We start from the raw sequence: 15,690 nt of genomic DNA, 5'->3' as shown, positions 1-15,690 counted from the left end.
ATTATGCGCCGGGTGCGTTTTTGCGCGTTTCTGACGAGTCTGCTGCTGGCAACCTCTGCCTTCGCCGCAGAGAGCTGGCAATCCATTCAGCAACAGGCCACCGGGCAGACCGTCTGGTTTAACGCCTGGGGCGGTGACGAGGCCGTTAACCGCTACCTCGACTGGGTAAGCGGCGAGATGAAAACGCACTACGCCGTCAACCTGAAGATCGTTCATCTGGCCGATGCCGCCGACGCGGTGAAGCGGATCCAGACGGAACATGCCGCAGGACGTAGCAGTAACGGGTCGGTGGATCTGCTCTGGGTAAACGGGGAAAACTTCCGCAACCTGAAAGCGGCAAACCTGCTGCTCACCGGCTGGGCGCAAACCCTGCCCAACTGGCGCTACGTCGATACCCGTAAACCGGTAACGGAAGATTTTGCCATCCCGACCGATGGGGCAGAATCCCCGTGGGGCGGCGCGCAATTAACCTTTATCGCCCGTAAAGCGAGTACGCCGACACCACCGGCAGATCCCCACGCGCTGCTGGTATACGCCCGACAGCACCCTGGCAAGGTGAGCTATCCGCGACCGCCGGATTTTACCGGCACGGCGTTTCTTGAGCAGCTACTGCTGGCGCTGACCGCCCATCCGGAGGCGTTAAAAAACGCGCCAGACAGAACCTTTGCGCAGGTCACCGCGCCGCTGTGGGATTACCTTGATACGCTGCACCCCCTGCTGTGGCGCGAAGGGAACGATTTTCCTCCGTCGCCTGCGCGCATGGATACGCTGCTGGCCAGCGGCAGTCTGAACCTGTCGCTCACCTTTAACCCCGCCCATGCGATGCAAAAGGTGGCGAGCGGTGAACTGCCTGCCGACAGCTACAGTTTCGGCTTTCTCAAAGGCATGATCGGCAACGTCCATTTTGTCGCCATCCCGGCAAACGCCAGCGCGAGCGCAGGTGCGAAAGTGGTGGCCAATTTCCTGCTGTCACCACAGGCGCAGATCCGCAAAGCTAATCCTGCCATCTGGGGTGACCCGAGCGTGCTGGATGGCGAAAAACTGCCTGCGAAAGCGGCAAAACAGCTTCGCGCCTTTACCCCCTCAGGCACGCCTGATGTACTTCCCGAACCTCACGCCGCCTGGGTTAACGCCCTGGAGCAGGAATGGCTTCGCCGCTACGGAACCCGCTAAGCGGGCTGGTCTGGGCGGCAATGGCGGTCATCTATCTGCCACTGCTTCCCGCCAGCGGCATGCTGCTGGCCCCGGCGTTTTCTCCCGGCAACTGGGCGACGCTGTTTGCCGACCCGCAGCTGCCGCAGGCGCTGGCCGCCACGCTGGTTTCCACGCTTATCGCGACGCTGGGCTCACTGTTTATCGCCCTGACCCTGCTTGCGCTTCTCTGGCCGGGTGAAGGCTGGCAGCGCCTGAGCCCCCGTCTGCCGTGGCTGTTAGCCGTGCCGCACGTCGCCTTCGCCACCAGCGCGCTGCTGCTGTTTGCGGAAGGGGGGCAGTTTTACCGGATCTGTACGGTCTGTTCGCCGCAGCTTGACCGCTACGGTATCGGGCTTGGCCTGACGCTTGCGGTCAAAGAGAGCGCGTTCGTTCTGTGGGCAATCTACGCCGCGCTGCCTGAAAAGCGTCTCGCACAGCAGAAAATTGTCCTGCATACCTTCGGCTACGGACGAATGCAGGCGCTCAACTGGCTCGTCCTCCCGGCAATCGCCCCCGCGCTGGGCGCCGTGATGCTGGCGGTGCTGGCCTGGTCGCTTTCCGTGGTGGATGTGGCGATCGTGCTCGGGCCAGGCAACCCGCCTACGCTGGCGGTACTGGCCTGGCAGTGGCTCGCCCAGGGCGATGCACAACAGCAAACAAAGGGAACGCTGCTGTGTCTGGTGTTGCTCCTGCTGCTGGCCGCGCTTGCCGCGGTGGGATACGGCTTCTGGACGGCATGGCGGCGCGCCCAGCGTGACCCCTCCGGAGTTCGTCGCGCTTCGCATACTGCGCTGCCCGCACGGACGCTGGGCGGGTTACTGCCGCTGTGCGGCGTGCTCTGTGCGCTGGTTCTGCTGATGCTGGCACGCCGGGACGACATCGGCCCCGTCAGCGACAGCCTTTCACTGGGACTGCTGTCCAGCCTGACAGCGCTGGCCATCCTCATGCTCTGGCTTGAGTGGGGACCCCAGCGCGGCGCGGTGTGGGTCTGGCTGCCGCTCGCCCTCCCGGCGCTGCCCCTCGTGTCCGGGCAGTATGCCGTGGCGCTGTGGCTGGGCATCGACGGCCAGTACGCTGCGGTGCTCTGGAGCCATATGCTCTGGGTTCTCCCGTGGATGCTCCTGGTGCTGCAACCGGCCTGGCGCAGGCTCGATCCCCGGCTTATCCTCACCGCCAGAACGCTGGGCTGGCGACAGGCGAAAATTTTCTGGTTGGTGAAATGCCCCCTGATGGTTCGTCCGGCCCTGCTGGCCTTTGCCACCGGCTTTTCCGTGAGCATGGCCCAGTACATGCCCACCCTCTGGCTGGGAGCGGGACGTTTCACCACCCTGACGACGGAGGCGGTCGCCCTCAGCAGCGGCGGCGGCATTCCGATCCTCGCCAGCCGGGCGCTGGGTCTGTTGCTGTTGACCAGCAGCGTATTTGCCCTTGCCGCGCTGCTCTCCCGGCTCGTGGGCCGTCACAGACAAGGATTACGTTAATGCTGAACGTGAAAAATCTCACCATTGCGCCACTCTTCCGTGAGGTCAACTTCCGCGTCCCGGCGGGGGAGATTGTCACGCTGATGGGGCCCTCCGGGAGCGGGAAATCGACCCTTTTCGCCTGGATGGTGGGGGCGTTATCCGCTGATTTTAAGGCGCACGGCGAGCTGTGGCTGAACGATCGCCGCTGCGATATGCTTCCCGTGGAAACGCGCGGGATCGGCATTCTGTTTCAGGATGCCCTGCTGTTTGACGCCTTCAGCGTGGGGCAAAACCTGATGCTGGCGCTGCCGGCGCACATCGTCGGGCGCGCCCGCCGCAACGCGGTAGAACAGGCCCTGGACACTGCCGGGCTGGCAAACCACTACGCCAGCGATCCGGCGACCCTGTCCGGCGGCGAGCGCGCCCGGGTCAGCCTGTTGCGCGCTCTTCTCGCCCAGCCGCAGGCATTGCTGCTCGACGAGCCGTTCAGTCGACTGGATAAAACGCTGCGCGCCTCATTCCGGGCGTGGGTATTCGAGGTTACTCGCCAGCGCAGGATCCCGGTGGTGCTGGTCACGCATGATGAGGACGATATTCCGCCCGGCGGCGAGGTGATTGAGATTTCTCGCTGGCAATAATGTGCTAACGCAATGTTTTTGGCTTCAGGAGAGACGACAATGCCCCCCTCTTTTAATGACGTCAGGTTTTTCGATGAAACGTGTTTCTCAACTGACCGCGCTGGCCCTGCTCTGCGGCCTCGCCTCACTCTCCTCCACGGCGGCTGATATGCCCCACTCCCTCACGCTGGACCAGCTCCAGGCGCAAAACGGCGCGGTAATTGATACGCGCGTCAGTGCGTTCTTTAACGGCTGGCCGCAGACCCTGAGCGGAACGTCCGGGCATGAACCCGCCGCGCTTAATCTCTCTGCCAGCTGGCTTGGGGCAATGAGCGATGAACAGCTCAGCGGCTGGGCAAAACAACATCGGCTTACGCCAGACATGCCGGTTGCGCTCTATGGCAACGATGATGACAACCAGACCGTCAAAGCGCGGCTGGAGAAAGCGGGCTTTACCCACGTCTCCACCCTGAGCGATGCCCTGCAACAATCCGACCGTCTGCAACGTCTGGCGCATTTCGAACAGCTGGTTTATCCGCAGTGGATCCGCCAGTTGCAGCAGGGCAAACCCGTTACCGCCGCACCAGCCGGAGAGTGGAAGGTGATCGAGGCTGGCTGGGGTGCGCCGAAGCTTTATCTCCTGAGCCACATTCCCGGTGCGGGCTATATCGACACTAATGAGGTGGAAAGCGAACCGCTGTGGAATAAGGTCTCTGACGAAAAGCTGAAAGCGATGCTGGCGAAGCACGGGATCCGTCACGATACCACCGTCATTTTGTACGGTCGTGACGTGTATGCCGCCGCGCGCGTGGCGCAGATCATGCTCTACGCGGGCGTGAAGGATGTGCGAATTCTGGATGGCGGCTGGAAGGCGTGGTCCGACGCCAGCCTGCCCGTTGAGCGCGGAACGCCTGCAAAGGTGAAGCCAGCCCCTGATTTTGGCGCGCCGATCCCGGGCCAGCCCCGGCTGATGGTGGATATGGAGCAGGCCCGGGGAATGCTGCACCGTCAGGACGCCTCGCTGGTGAGCATTCGTTCCTGGCCAGAGTTTATCGGTGAAACCAGCGGCTACAGCTATATCAAGCCAAAAGGTGAAATTGCCGGTGCGCGCTGGGGCCATGCAGGCAGCGACGCGACCCACATGGAAGATTTCCACAATCCGGATGGCACCATGCGCAGCGCCGATGATATTGCCGCCATGTGGAAAACATGGAATATCCTGCCGGAGCAGCACGTTGCGTTTTACTGTGGTACCGGCTGGCGCGCGTCTGAAGCCTTTATGTACGCCCGCGCCATGGGCTGGCAGAACGTTGCCGTCTACGACGGCGGCTGGTACGAATGGAGCAGCCATCCGCAGAACCCGGTCTCCACCGGCGAGCGCGGACCGGAGAGCGCACGCTAGCGGGGAAGTGATTTCAGCGTGATATAACCGCTCCAGATGCGCGTTGTGGTGGTCAGCCAGCACAATGCGCCAAACGTCCAGGCAAACAGCGCGAAATGCGCCGGAAGCAGGCAGCACAGCGCAAACAGCGCGATGGTCTCCGTTCCTTCCGTTAATCCCCCAATGTAATAAAGCGACTTGTGCGCATAGCCGGGGTTGTCGATATCATGCTTCCCCGCCAGCGCGGCAAAGGCCAGAAAACTGCTGCCCGTCCCCATAAAAGCGAACAGCAGCCAGGCGGCGGCGATCGCGTTATCAGCCGGAGCGGCCAGCGCAAAGCCAAACGGCACCAGGGCGTAGAACAGGAAGTCGAGGGCGATATCAAGAAATCCTCCCGCGTCCGTCAGGCCACGGCGACGCGCCAGCGCGCCGTCCAGACCATCCAGCAGCCGGTTCAGCACAATGGCGATCAGCGCCGCCGGATACCAGCCCAGCGCCAGAAACGGTAACGCCAGCACGCCAATCGCAAACCCGGCGAGCGTTAAGCCATCAGGCGTGATAAACGGTCTATCCAGCGCGGCGGCCAGCTGATTTAACCCGGGTTTCAGTCGGGGGTGCAGATGTTTATCCAGCATGCGGTTTACCTTTAAACGTGGCGCACAGCCCCTGAGCCGGGATATCCAGCGCGGCGTTAAAGCGGGCGGAAAGATTCTGAAAGGCAATCAGAGCCGTCATTTCGGTGATGGTCTCTTCCGTAAAGTGGCGCTTCAGCAGACTTTTGATATTTTCATCCACCTGAGGTGGCGTGGCGGTGACCGCTTCCGCATAGGCCAGCGCCGCGCGCTCCTCTTCGCTGAACAGGGTGGAATTTTGCCAGTCGCTGACGGCCTGCACTTTATCCAGCGCCCCGCTCCGCTCGGCCAGACGCAGGCTGTTGGCATCAATACAAAATGCGCAGTGGCAGATCTGCGAGATCCGCGTCATTAGTAGCGATCGCAGAACCGGCGTCAAACGCGCCTTGCGCCGCTCCAGATAGCCGACAAATAGCGCCACCAGCCAGAAAAGACGCGGCATACGCCCCCACCAGCGCGTGGGGTTCAGCACCGCGCCGAAGTGTTTTTTCTGCATGGCGGCGATGGGGCTGAGGCTGACGGGAAGGGTTTCCATGGGCGCAACCCAGGCGGATGTCTCTTTCACCTGATTCTCCTGATGACTGGACTCTTTGGAAGGGCACGATAATATGTCGTTTTTCGCTATTAATTATTGACGAACATGCTGAAAACACTCGATGTGGTTGCGGCCATCCTCGAAAAAGAGGGCAAGATTTTGCTGGCGCAGCGTCCCGAACATGCCGATCAGCCAGGAATGTGGGAATTTGCAGGCGGGAAGGTTGAAGCCGGTGAGACCCAGCCGGAAGCGCTGATCCGCGAACTGCGCGAAGAGCTCGGCATTGAGGCCGTGCCCGCGCGGTATGTGGCAAGCCACCAGCGGGAGGTGTCGCAGCGGCTGATTCACCTCCACGCCTGGCATGTGCCTGAATTTAGCGGTCAGCTGAAGGCGCATTATCACTCGGCGCTGGTATGGTGCACGCCAGAAGACGCGTTCACGTATGCTTTAGCCCCGGCGGATATACCGCTGCTGGAGGCGTTTATTCTTTTACGCGACGCCAGACCAGCGGGTTTGTACTGAGGGTGCGTTCATCACGCTGGCACTGCAACAGCACGCCATCTGCCCTGACCACTGCGCCTTCGGAATAGTTTTGATCCTGATAGATACAGCACTGATTACACGGCTGCGCACGCTGGCCGCCAGCGCTAAAGACCTCTGGCGGCACGTTGACCTCGACATCCGGGCGAATGCGGTCAGCCTGTGCCCCGGTGGACACCATCAAACATAACGCGGCCATTGCGTAACGGTTCATAGACTTTATTTCCTTTGCATCGTTTATATCTATAACGGTCGATCCGGACGGGATCTTTAATTTATCTCGTCATCGCTTTTGGTTATGACTCGCGCCCTGTCATTAATTTCCCTTGCGGCATAAATTTCTGCTTGCCTCTCAAAGCGGTGCGGGTGGTATAGTCAAAAAAACGACACAAAACATCTACGCCACACGCATAAATTATTATAAGAGGTTCTTATATCTATGGATCAGACACGCTCTCTGGAAAGCTTTCTTGCCCATGTTCAGCAGCGCGACCCGCACCAAAGCGAGTTTGCCCAGGCCGTTCGTGAAGTCATGACCACCCTGTGGCCCTTCCTTGAGGAAAACCCGCGTTACCGTCAGATGGCGCTGCTTGAACGTCTGGTAGAGCCGGAGCGCGTCATCCAGTTCCGCGTGGCGTGGGTGGACGACCGCAATCAGGTGCAGGTCAACCGCGCGTGGCGCGTGCAGTTTAACTCCGCCATTGGGCCGTTTAAGGGCGGGATGCGCTTCCACCCCTCGGTGAACCTGTCGATTCTGAAATTCCTCGGCTTCGAGCAGACCTTTAAAAATGCGCTCACTACCCTACCGATGGGCGGCGGTAAAGGCGGGAGTGATTTCGATCCGAAAGGCAAGAGCGAAGGCGAAGTGATGCGCTTCTGCCAGGCGCTGGTCACTGAGCTCTATCGCCACCTTGGGCCGGACACCGACGTTCCTGCCGGGGATATCGGCGTGGGGGGGCGTGAAGTGGGCTTTATGGCCGGGATGATGAAAAAGCTCTCCAACAACAGCGCCTGCGTCTTTACCGGCAAAGGTCTGTCGTTTGGCGGCAGCCTGATTCGCCCGGAAGCGACGGGTTATGGTCTGGTCTATTTCACTGAAGCGATGCTTAAGCGTCACTGGCTGAGCTTCGAGGGGATGCGCGTGGCGGTCTCCGGCTCCGGCAACGTGGCGCAGTACGCTATCGAGAAAGCGATGGCGTTTGGCGCGCGCGTGGTGACCGCCTCCGACTCCAGCGGTACCGTGGTGGATGAAGCTGGCTTTACGGCAGAAAAACTGGCGCGTCTGTGCGAAATCAAAGCCAGCCGTGACGGTCGGGTAGCGGATTATGCCCGTGAGTTTGGCCTGACCTATCTGGAAGGTAAACAGCCGTGGGGCGTGCCGGTGGATATCGCCCTGCCGTGCGCGACGCAAAACGAACTGGACGTGGATGCCGCCCGGACGCTGATTAGCAATGGCGTGAAAGCGGTAGCGGAAGGGGCAAATATGCCCACCACTATTGAAGCGACCGACCTGTTCCTGGACGCGGGCGTGCTGTTTGCGCCAGGCAAGGCGGCGAACGCTGGCGGCGTGGCAACATCCGGTCTGGAAATGGCGCAAAACGCCGCGAGAATGGGCTGGAAGGCAGAGAAAGTGGATGTCCGTCTGCACCACATCATGCTCGATATTCATCACGCCTGCGTGGAGTACGGCGGCGAGGCCTCGCAAACTAACTACGTGCGCGGGGCGAATATCGCCGGGTTCGTGAAGGTGGCCGATGCGATGATCGGACAGGGTGTGATTTAGTTTCGCTGCATTCTCGCCCTTGTAGGCCCGGTAAGCGTTAGCGCCACCGGGCTTTTTTCAGGCCGCAGAGGGGCTTTCGCCGGGTGGCGGCTTCGCCTTACCCGGCCTACGGTTTAAGCGGTTGTATTTTTGGCTGCGCTTTTCTTCTTTTTGAACGGTTTCTTCGCCCCGCCGCCCGGGGCGACCATTCCCCGGAATCGCTTCACTGGCGTACTGCGCGCCTGGTCAATCAGCTGATAAAGCGTCCCTACCAGCGGCTGCATAAAGTCCTGATAACGGCACTGCTTTTCGCTGATCTGCGTCAGCACCGACTCCCAGTGCGCGGTCATGTCCGGCCTGGCGGCCAGCTCCGGCAGCGAATGAATTAGCGCCCGGCCCGGTTCTGTTGAATGGATGTAACGTCCCTTTTTCTCCAGGAAGCCGCGCTTAAAGAGCAGTTCGATGATCCCCGCGCGGGTCGCTTCCGTGCCCAGACCGTCGGTGGCGCGCAGGATCTTCTTCAGATCTTTATCCTGCACAAAGCGGGCGATGCCGGTCATGGCCGACAGCAGCGTCGCGTCGGTGAAATGGCGCGGCGGCTGGGTTTGTCGTTCAACCACTTCGCCCTTCTCGCACAGCAGTTCGTCGCCTTTGGCCACGACCGGCAGCGGCGTGCCGTCGTTCTCTTCGTCACGCTCTTTGTTGCCGAGCAGCGTGCGCCAGCCCGCTTCTGCAAGGAAACGCGCTTTGGCGATAAATTTGCCTTTGGCAATCTCCAGTTCAATAACGCACTTGCGGAACACCGCGTCCGGGCAGAACTGCATCAGATACTGACGCGCGATCAGGTTATAGACCTTTGCTTCGTTGTCGGTCAGGTTGACGTTGCTGGTGCGCGCCGTCGGGATTATCGCGTGGTGAGCATCGACTTTTTTATCGTCCCAGCAGCGGTTATGGGTATCCGGGTTTACCGCCGGTTGCGGCAACAGATCCGGCGCATGGACGCCAATGGCATTCATCACCGAGTGGCGTCCGGCGAAGTGTTCTTCCGGCAGATAGCGGCTGTCCGAACGCGGATAGGTGATCAGCTTGTGGGTTTCGTAGAGCTTCTGGCAGATATCGAGCACGTTCTGCGCGCTAAGACCAAAGCGCTTAGCCGCCTCAATCTGCAACGCCGAAAGGGAGAACGGCAGCGGTGCGGGCTCCGTTTCCCGTTTGTCGTTATAGCTGGTGACGATTGCGGGCTGGCCGGTAATGCGGTTGACCACGTGCTCCGCCAGCGGGCGATGCAGCAGCCGTCCCTCTTCGTCCTGATATGACTCACAGGCATCACTTGGCTGCCAGACGGCGGTAAAGCGTTCGTCTTTCGGCGTGACGATATGCGCTTTGACTTCGAAGAAGTCTTTGGCGACGAAATTTTCGATCTCTTCGTCGCGACGCACCACCAGCCCCAGCACCGGTGTCTGGACACGACCGACGGAGAGTACGCCCTGATAACCCGCGTTGCGCCCGAGAATGGTGTAGGCGCGGGTCATGTTGATCCCGTATAGCCAGTCCGCACGGGCACGCGCCAGCGCGGAGACACACAGGGGAATAAATTCGCTGTTGGCGCGCAGGCGTGAAATGGCCCGCTCTACCGCCTGAGGGTTGAGGTCGTTGATCAGGCAGCGCTGCACCTGCTGGCGCTTTTCCGGCGCCAGCTCCAGGTAGTCCAGCACTTCATCGACCAGCAGTTGCCCTTCCCTGTCCGGGTCACCCGCGTGGACCACTTCCGTCGCCTCATGCAGGAAGCGCTTAATGACGTTGAGCTGTTTGGTGACGGAAGGACGCGGTTGGAGACGCCACTTTTCCGGCACAATCGGTAGATCGTTGAGATTCCAGCGGGCGTAGCGGCTGTCGTAGACATCCGGCTGCGCCTGTTCAAGCAGGTGACCGATACACCAGGTGACCACCTGCCCGTTACCGCATTCGATAAAGCCGTCGCCTTTGCGATGCGGCCTGGGCAGCACATCGGCGATGGCACGCGCCAGACTCGGCTTTTCGGCAATAAACAACCGCATCGAATTAATGGATCTCAATCATCGGGCGACCACCGCGGGCGGTCACCAGCTCACCAATGGCCGTCAGGGTGATGCCAAACTCGGCAGCCTTCGCCTGAACGTCAGCTTCAGCTTCCGGCGTCACCGCCAGCAGCAGGCCGCCGGAGGTTTGCGGATCGCACAGCAGGTTACGCCACGCTTCCGGCATTTCGCCCATTAAATGGCCGTAGCTGGCGAAGTTGCGCTGCGTCCCGCCCGGCACTGCGCCCTGAGCAATGTACTCTTCCACGCCCGGCAGCTTCGGCACATCCTGATACCAGACCTGCGCCTGCACGCCCGCGCCCTGACAGACTTCAGAGAGGTGCCCCAGCAGACCAAAACCGGTCACGTCGGTCATGGCCTTCACGCCGTCGATATTGGCGAATGCCGCACCGGCGAGGTTCATCTGGCACATCACTTCCGTTGCCAGACCGATATGCTCGGGCTTCAGCAGGGATTTCTTCTCGGCAGTGGTCAGTACGCCAATGCCCAGCGGCTTAGTGAGGAACAGCTTGCAGCCCGCCTGCGCGGTGCTGTTGCGCTTCACGCGCTCGGTCGGCACCACGCCGGTGACGGCCAGGCCGAAGATCGGCTCCGGCGCATCGATAGAGTGACCACCGGCCAGGGCAATACCCGCCTGCTGGCAGGCAAAGCGTCCGCCTTCGATCACGTCGCGGGCAATCTCCGGCGGGAGGGTGTTAATCGGCCAGCCCAGAATGGCGATCGCCATAATCGGTTTACCGCCCATCGCAAAGATATCGCTGATGGCGTTGGTGGCCGCAATGCGTCCGAAGTCGAACGGGTTGTCGACAATCGGCATAAAGAAGTCAGTGGTGCTGATAATGCTGGTGCCGTTACCCAGGTCATAAACCGCTGCATCGTCACGCGTTTCGTTACCGACAAGCAGGTTCGGGTCGACAAACTTCGCCTGCTCACTGTGCAGGATGGTCTCCAGCACTTTCGGGGAAATTTTACAACCGCAACCGGCTCCGTGGCTGTATTGCGTTAAACGAATGGTTTGCTCGCTCATGGACGTCTCCTGTCATCTCAATCGCGCTATGGTAGCGCTCATTCCATAAAGAGGTAAGTATGACTGTCTGAATTCTGCGGCGGATGCTCAGAATCCAGACAGTTTAGCGCGGGTGATTAAAAACGGCTGACGAAAGGCGTGGTGTCCGGCACGCTAATGGTGCTGGAAGCTTTAAGCTGCGGGGTGCCGAGATAGAGGAAGCCGACAATTTTATCCTGTTCGCCGCAGGAGAAACCTTCCCGCACGGCGGTGCTCCCGGTCAGCGGCCCGGTACGCCAGATGCCGTTAAAGCCCTGCGCGACGGCGGCCATCTGCATTGCCATTACCGCGCAACCGGCAGACATCTCCTGCTCCCAGACCGGCACTTTATGATCGGCCTGACATTTTGCGACTACCGCGATGATCATCGGCGCACGGAACGGCGCGTTGCGGGCTTTATCAATCCCCTTCTCATCCTGGCCTGCGGCAACAGCCCCCTGCTCCAGCAGCTGGCTGAAGCGGTCGCGCCCTTCGCCTTCAATGATAAAGAAGTGCCACGGCTGCAATGTGCCATGGTCCGGCGCACGCATTCCGGCACGCAGAATGTTTTCCAGCTGCTCGCCGACGGGTGCCGGTTCGGCCAGGCGGGAAGCGCTACGACGGTTAACAAGCAGTTCAAGTGCGTCCATTGGTTAACTCCTTTCATGAAATTTACTCACAAAATTAACACGACAGCAGAATTTGTTACAGCGTGGCAGGCGATTCCTGCTGACAAGTGGCGGTTGGGTCATTACGATAACCGCACATTACCGTCCCGTGGCGACGGAAACAGTCCTTTTCTGGTTAGGGAGAATACATGCGAACCCTTTGGCGAATCTTTGCCGGTTTCTTTAAATGGACGTGGCGACTGCTCAACTTCGTCCGCAACCTGGTGATGAACATCTTCTTCATCTTCCTGGTCCTGGTATGCGCAGGTATCTGGATGCATATCAGCAACGCAAACCAGTCGCAGCATTCGACGCGCGGCGCGCTGTTACTCGATATCACCGGGGTGATTGTTGATAAGCCATCGACCAGCAACCGTCTGGGCGTGATTGGTCGCCAGCTGTTCGGCGCAACGTCAGACCGTCTTCAGGAAAACTCCCTGTTTGATATCGTCGACACCATCCGTCAGGCTAAAGACGATCGTAACATTACCGGTATCGTGCTGGACCTGAAAGATTTTGCCGGCGCCGATCAGCCGTCAATGCAGTACATCGGTAAGGCGCTGCGCGAATTCCGCGACAGCGGTAAACCGGTTATTGCCATTGGCGACAGCTACACCCAGGGACAATATTATCTGGCGAGCTTTGCCAATAAGATCTGGCTGTCGCCACAGGGCACGGTCGATCTGCATGGCTTCGCCACTAACGGTCTGTACTACAAATCGCTGCTCGACAAGCTGAAGGTCACCACCCACGTCTTCCGCGTCGGGACCTATAAATCCGCCGTGGAGCCGTTTATCCGCGATGATATGTCCCCTGCCGCCCGTGAAGCGGACAGCCGCTGGATTGGCGAGCTGTGGCAGAACTACCTCGGCACCATTGCCGCTAACCGTCAGATTACCGCTGAGCAGGTCTTCCCGGGCGCGCGCGGCGTGCTGGACGGCCTGCGCAAGGTGGACGGCGATACAGCGAAATACGCGCTTGATAACAAACTGGTCGATCAGCTGGGTTCCAGCGCTGAAATTGAAAAAGCGCTGACCAAACAGTTCGGCTGGAGTAAAGAGGATAAAAACTACAGCGCCATCAGCATGTATGACTACGCCGCGAAAAAGCCGGACGACAGCGGTGACAGCATCGCCGTGGTGTTTGCTAACGGGGCCATTATGGACGGCGAAGAAACGCCGGGGAACGTCGGCGGGGACACCACCGCGTCGCAGATCCGCGATGCGCGCCTGGATCCGAAAGTGAAGGCGATTGTCCTGCGGGTGAACAGCCCTGGCGGCAGCGTCAGCGCCTCTGAAGTGATCCGTGCTGAACTGGCCGCCGCGCGCGCCGCGGGCAAGCCGGTAGTGGTCTCGATGGGCGGCATGGCGGCTTCCGGGGGGTACTGGATCTCGACGCCAGCCAACTACATTGTGGCTAACCCAAGCACGCTGACCGGCTCGATTGGCATCTTCGGCGTGATCAACACCGTAGAGAACAGCCTGGATTATCTCGGCGTCCACACCGACGGCGTCTCCACCTCGCCGCTGGCGGACGTGTCCGTTACCAAATCCCTGCCGCCTGAGGTGTCTGAGATGATGCAGCTCAGCATTGAGAGTGGCTATAAACGTTTCATCACGCTGGTTGCGGACTCCCGTAAAAAGACGCCCGATCAGATTGACCAGATCGCTCAGGGCCACGTCTGGACCGGCCAGGACGCGAAGAGCAACGGCCTGGTAGACAGCCTGGGTGACTTCGACGACGCCGTGAAGAAAGCGGCGGAGCTGGCGAAGCTCAAGCAGTGGCACGTGGACTATTATCAGGACGAACCAACGTTCTTCGATATGGTCATGGACAGCATGTCCGGCTCCGTTCGTGCCATGCTGCCGGACGCGCTTCAGGCTTATCTGCCGGCGCCGGTGGCGACCGCGGCGAAAGCCATGAAAGCGGAGAGCGACAAGCTCGCAGCCTTTAATGATCCACAAAGCCGCTACGCGTTTTGCCTGACCTGTGCGAACGTGCGTTAAAAACCGTCCCCTCTTCCCGTGAAGAGGGGATTTTTTCTTTTGAAGAACAAGAACTCATTACCATGCAGAAGAAATCAATTTATGTCGCCTATACCGGCGGTACCATCGGTATGCAGCGCTCAGAAAATGGCTATATCCCGGTTTCCGGCCACTTGCAGCGCCAGCTGGCGCTGATGCCTGAATTCCACCGTCCGGAAATGCCGGACTTTACCATCCACGAATATGAGCCGCTGATGGACTCCTCCGACATGACGCCGGAAGACTGGCAGCATATTGCGGACGATATTAAAGCCCATTACGACCAGTACGACGGCTTCGTGATCCTGCACGGCACCGACACCATGGCGTTCACCGCCTCGGCGCTCTCCTTCATGCTGGAGAACCTGAGCAAGCCCGTCATCGTGACCGGCTCGCAGATCCCGCTGGCGGAACTGCGTTCAGACGGGCAGATCAACCTGCTTAACTCCCTGTACGTGGCCGCTAATTACCCGATCAACGAGGTAACGCTGTTCTTCAACAACCGGCTGTACCGCGGGAACCGTACCACTAAAGCGCACGCCGATGGCTTTGACGCTTTTGCCTCACCTAACCTGCAACCGCTGCTGGAAGCGGGGATCCATATCCGTCGTCTGGGCACGCCGCCCGCGCCAAATACCGCAGGCGAACTGATCGTTCACCCCATCACCCCGCAGCCGATCGGCGTGGTGACGATTTATCCGGGTATTTCCGCTGACGTGGTGCGCAACTTCCTGCGCCAGCCGGTGAAGGCGCTGATCCTGCGCTCCTATGGTGTGGGTAACGCCCCGCAGAACGGTGAATTCCTGAAAGAGCTCCAGGAGGCGAGCGATCGCGGGATTGTGGTGGTCAACCTCACCCAGTGTATGTCCGGCAAAGTCAATATGGGCGGCTACGCCACCGGTAATGCCCTGGCGCACGCTGGGGTGATCAGTGGTTTCGATATGACCGTTGAGGCAACGCTGACTAAACTTCACTATTTACTGAGTCAGGATCTGGATATTGATTCCATTCGCCGCGCCATGATGCAAAACCTGCGCGGTGAACTGACGCCGGACGAATAAGGAGGTCCCATGAAGCAACGCGCCCTGTTACTGGTCGATTTGCAAAATGATTTCTGTGCGGGCGGTGCACTGGCCGTCGCGGAAGGCGACAGCACCGTAGACGTCGCGAATTCGCTGATTGAGTGGTGTAAAGCTCGTGGTGAAGCGGTGGTGGCGAGTCAGGACTGGCATCCGGCAAACCACGGCAGCTTTGCCAGCCAGCACAACGTTGAGCCTTACAGCCAGGGCGAACTGGACGGGCTGGCGCAAACCTTCTGGCCCGATCACTGCGTGCAGCAGACGGAGGGCGCTGAGCTGCATCCGCTGCTGAACCAGAAGGCCATCGACGCGGTGTTCCACAAAGGTGAAAACCCAACCATCGACAGCTACAGCGCGTTCTTTGATAACGGTCATCGTCAGAAGACGGCGCTGGACGCGTGGTTGCGCCACCATGAGATCACCGAGCTGATTGTGCTGGGCCTGGCGACGGATTACTGCGTGAAGTTCACCGTGCTGGATGCGCTCCAGTTGGGCTATACCGTGAATGTCATCACCGACGGCTGTCGCGGGGTGAATATTCAGCCGCAGGACAGCGCCCAGGCGTTTATGGATATGGCCGCAGAAGGCGCAACGCTGTATACGCTGGCTGACTGGATAGAGACGCAGGCGTAAGTTTTTTTAGCCGGGTGGCGGCTTCGCCTTACCCAGCCT

General features: G+C 60.0%; 15 protein-coding genes. 9 read left to right on the top strand and 6 right to left on the bottom strand.

Annotated features, from left to right (window positions below):
• Positions 1 to 3 precede the first annotated feature (3 nt).
• The 4 genes from IM290_RS09970 to IM290_RS09955 all read left to right on the top strand — a co-directional run bounded on the left by IM290_RS09970 (position 4) and on the right by IM290_RS09955 (position 4,676).
• Positions 4 to 1,173 carry an ABC transporter substrate-binding protein gene (locus IM290_RS09970; protein ID WP_074174254.1) on the top strand — a complete coding sequence of 390 codons (1,170 nt, stop codon included), beginning with the start codon at positions 4 to 6 and terminating at the stop codon, positions 1,171 to 1,173.
• Complete coding sequence (locus IM290_RS09965) at positions 1,146 to 2,675, top strand: thiamine ABC transporter permease (RefSeq protein ID WP_193041554.1); 1,530 nt, start codon at positions 1,146 to 1,148, stop codon at positions 2,673 to 2,675. Before IM290_RS09970 ends, IM290_RS09965 begins: the two co-directional genes overlap by 28 nt.
• The gene (locus tag IM290_RS09960; protein WP_015570760.1) at positions 2,675 to 3,295 is read left to right on the top strand and encodes an ATP-binding cassette domain-containing protein; all 621 of its coding nucleotides are present in this window, start codon (positions 2,675 to 2,677) and stop codon (positions 3,293 to 3,295) included. Before IM290_RS09965 ends, IM290_RS09960 begins: the two co-directional genes overlap by 1 nt.
• A 73-nt stretch (positions 3,296 to 3,368) precedes the next feature.
• Positions 3,369 to 4,676 carry a sulfurtransferase gene (locus tag IM290_RS09955; RefSeq protein WP_045334130.1) on the top strand — a complete coding sequence of 436 codons (1,308 nt, stop codon included), beginning with the start codon at positions 3,369 to 3,371 and terminating at the stop codon, positions 4,674 to 4,676.
• Here the strand turns inward: IM290_RS09955 and IM290_RS09950 are convergent.
• Together IM290_RS09950 and IM290_RS09945 are read right to left on the bottom strand one after the other, a co-directional pair.
• Positions 4,673 to 5,290, bottom strand: a complete 618-nt coding sequence (locus tag IM290_RS09950; protein ID WP_096205801.1) for a CDP-alcohol phosphatidyltransferase family protein — start codon at positions 5,288 to 5,290, stop codon at positions 4,673 to 4,675. The genes IM290_RS09955 and IM290_RS09950 overlap by 4 nt on opposite strands.
• Entirely contained in the window at positions 5,280 to 5,852 is a 573-nt protein-coding gene (locus IM290_RS09945; protein ID WP_032670967.1) for a carboxymuconolactone decarboxylase family protein, read from the bottom strand. The genes IM290_RS09950 and IM290_RS09945 overlap by 11 nt, the downstream gene beginning before the upstream one ends.
• A 75-nt stretch (positions 5,853 to 5,927) precedes the next feature.
• On the opposite strand from IM290_RS09945, the gene IM290_RS09940 reads away from it, so the two are divergent.
• Positions 5,928 to 6,344: a pyrimidine (deoxy)nucleoside triphosphate diphosphatase gene (locus IM290_RS09940; RefSeq protein WP_017693607.1), complete on the top strand. Its 417-nt coding sequence runs from the start codon at positions 5,928 to 5,930 to the stop codon at positions 6,342 to 6,344.
• Here the strand turns inward: IM290_RS09940 and IM290_RS09935 are convergent.
• Positions 6,304 to 6,576, bottom strand: a complete 273-nt coding sequence (locus tag IM290_RS09935) for a YnjH family protein (protein ID WP_047729123.1) — start codon at positions 6,574 to 6,576, stop codon at positions 6,304 to 6,306. The two genes, IM290_RS09940 and IM290_RS09935, sit on opposite strands and share 41 nt — an antisense overlap.
• A 225-nt stretch (positions 6,577 to 6,801) precedes the next feature.
• On the opposite strand from IM290_RS09935, the gene gdhA reads away from it, so the two are divergent.
• Positions 6,802 to 8,145, top strand: a complete 1,344-nt coding sequence (gene gdhA, locus IM290_RS09930) for an NADP-specific glutamate dehydrogenase (RefSeq protein WP_193041553.1) — start codon at positions 6,802 to 6,804, stop codon at positions 8,143 to 8,145.
• Between the two features lie 113 nt (positions 8,146 to 8,258).
• Here gdhA and IM290_RS09925 read toward each other — a convergent pair whose 3' ends face one another.
• The 3 genes from IM290_RS09925 to IM290_RS09915 all read right to left on the bottom strand — a co-directional run bounded on the left by IM290_RS09925 (position 8,259) and on the right by IM290_RS09915 (position 11,897).
• A complete protein-coding gene (locus IM290_RS09925) occupies positions 8,259 to 10,181 on the bottom strand; it encodes a DNA topoisomerase III (RefSeq protein ID WP_017384681.1) in 1,923 nt (640 codons plus the stop codon).
• A 4-nt stretch (positions 10,182 to 10,185) separates the two neighbouring features.
• Positions 10,186 to 11,229 (bottom strand): selenide, water dikinase SelD, encoded by a 1,044-nt coding sequence (gene selD / locus IM290_RS09920; protein WP_193041552.1) that lies wholly within the window; start codon positions 11,227 to 11,229, stop codon positions 10,186 to 10,188.
• 116 nt (positions 11,230 to 11,345) lie between these two features.
• A complete protein-coding gene (locus tag IM290_RS09915) occupies positions 11,346 to 11,897 on the bottom strand; it encodes an NAD(P)H nitroreductase (RefSeq protein ID WP_039271074.1) in 552 nt (183 codons plus the stop codon).
• Positions 11,898 to 12,064: 167 nt separating this feature from the next.
• Here IM290_RS09915 and sppA point away from each other — a divergent pair, with 167 nt between their 5' ends.
• The 3 genes from sppA to pncA all read left to right on the top strand — a co-directional run bounded on the left by sppA (position 12,065) and on the right by pncA (position 15,651).
• On the top strand, positions 12,065 to 13,921 hold the full coding sequence (sppA, locus tag IM290_RS09910; RefSeq protein ID WP_032653247.1) for a signal peptide peptidase SppA: 1,857 nt from the start codon (positions 12,065 to 12,067) through the stop codon (positions 13,919 to 13,921).
• A 62-nt stretch (positions 13,922 to 13,983) separates the two neighbouring features.
• A complete protein-coding gene (ansA, locus tag IM290_RS09905; RefSeq protein WP_023303507.1) occupies positions 13,984 to 15,000 on the top strand; it encodes an asparaginase in 1,017 nt (338 codons plus the stop codon).
• Positions 15,001 to 15,009: 9 nt separating this feature from the next.
• The gene (gene pncA, locus IM290_RS09900; protein ID WP_193041551.1) at positions 15,010 to 15,651 is read left to right on the top strand and encodes a bifunctional nicotinamidase/pyrazinamidase; all 642 of its coding nucleotides are present in this window, start codon (positions 15,010 to 15,012) and stop codon (positions 15,649 to 15,651) included.
• Positions 15,652 to 15,690: the final 39 nt, after the last annotated feature.

Source organism: Enterobacter cloacae complex sp. S1 (genome assembly GCF_014930525.1).
Classification (GTDB): Bacteria; Pseudomonadota; Gammaproteobacteria; order Enterobacterales; family Enterobacteriaceae; genus Enterobacter; species Enterobacter hormaechei_C.
This window is presented reverse-complemented; position numbering and strand designations above follow the sequence as displayed.

Coding starts and splice junctions, on each gene's coding strand:
- IM290_RS09970 (WP_074174254.1), top strand. CDS start 4: ATGCGCCGGGTGCGTTTTTGCGCGTTTCTGACGAGTCTGCTGCTGGCA.
- IM290_RS09965 (WP_193041554.1), top strand. CDS start 1,146: ATGGCTTCGCCGCTACGGAACCCGCTAAGCGGGCTGGTCTGGGCGGCA.
- IM290_RS09960 (WP_015570760.1), top strand. CDS start 2,675: ATGCTGAACGTGAAAAATCTCACCATTGCGCCACTCTTCCGTGAGGTC.
- IM290_RS09955 (WP_045334130.1), top strand. CDS start 3,369: ATGAAACGTGTTTCTCAACTGACCGCGCTGGCCCTGCTCTGCGGCCTC.
- IM290_RS09950 (WP_096205801.1), bottom strand. CDS start 5,290: ATGCTGGATAAACATCTGCACCCCCGACTGAAACCCGGGTTAAATCAG.
- IM290_RS09940 (WP_017693607.1), top strand. CDS start 5,928: ATGCTGAAAACACTCGATGTGGTTGCGGCCATCCTCGAAAAAGAGGGC.
- IM290_RS09935 (WP_047729123.1), bottom strand. CDS start 6,576: ATGAACCGTTACGCAATGGCCGCGTTATGTTTGATGGTGTCCACCGGG.
- gdhA (WP_193041553.1), top strand. CDS start 6,802: ATGGATCAGACACGCTCTCTGGAAAGCTTTCTTGCCCATGTTCAGCAG.
- IM290_RS09925 (WP_017384681.1), bottom strand. CDS start 10,181: ATGCGGTTGTTTATTGCCGAAAAGCCGAGTCTGGCGCGTGCCATCGCC.
- selD (WP_193041552.1), bottom strand. CDS start 11,229: ATGAGCGAGCAAACCATTCGTTTAACGCAATACAGCCACGGAGCCGGT.
- IM290_RS09915 (WP_039271074.1), bottom strand. CDS start 11,897: ATGGACGCACTTGAACTGCTTGTTAACCGTCGTAGCGCTTCCCGCCTG.
- sppA (WP_032653247.1), top strand. CDS start 12,065: ATGCGAACCCTTTGGCGAATCTTTGCCGGTTTCTTTAAATGGACGTGG.
- ansA (WP_023303507.1), top strand. CDS start 13,984: ATGCAGAAGAAATCAATTTATGTCGCCTATACCGGCGGTACCATCGGT.
- pncA (WP_193041551.1), top strand. CDS start 15,010: ATGAAGCAACGCGCCCTGTTACTGGTCGATTTGCAAAATGATTTCTGT.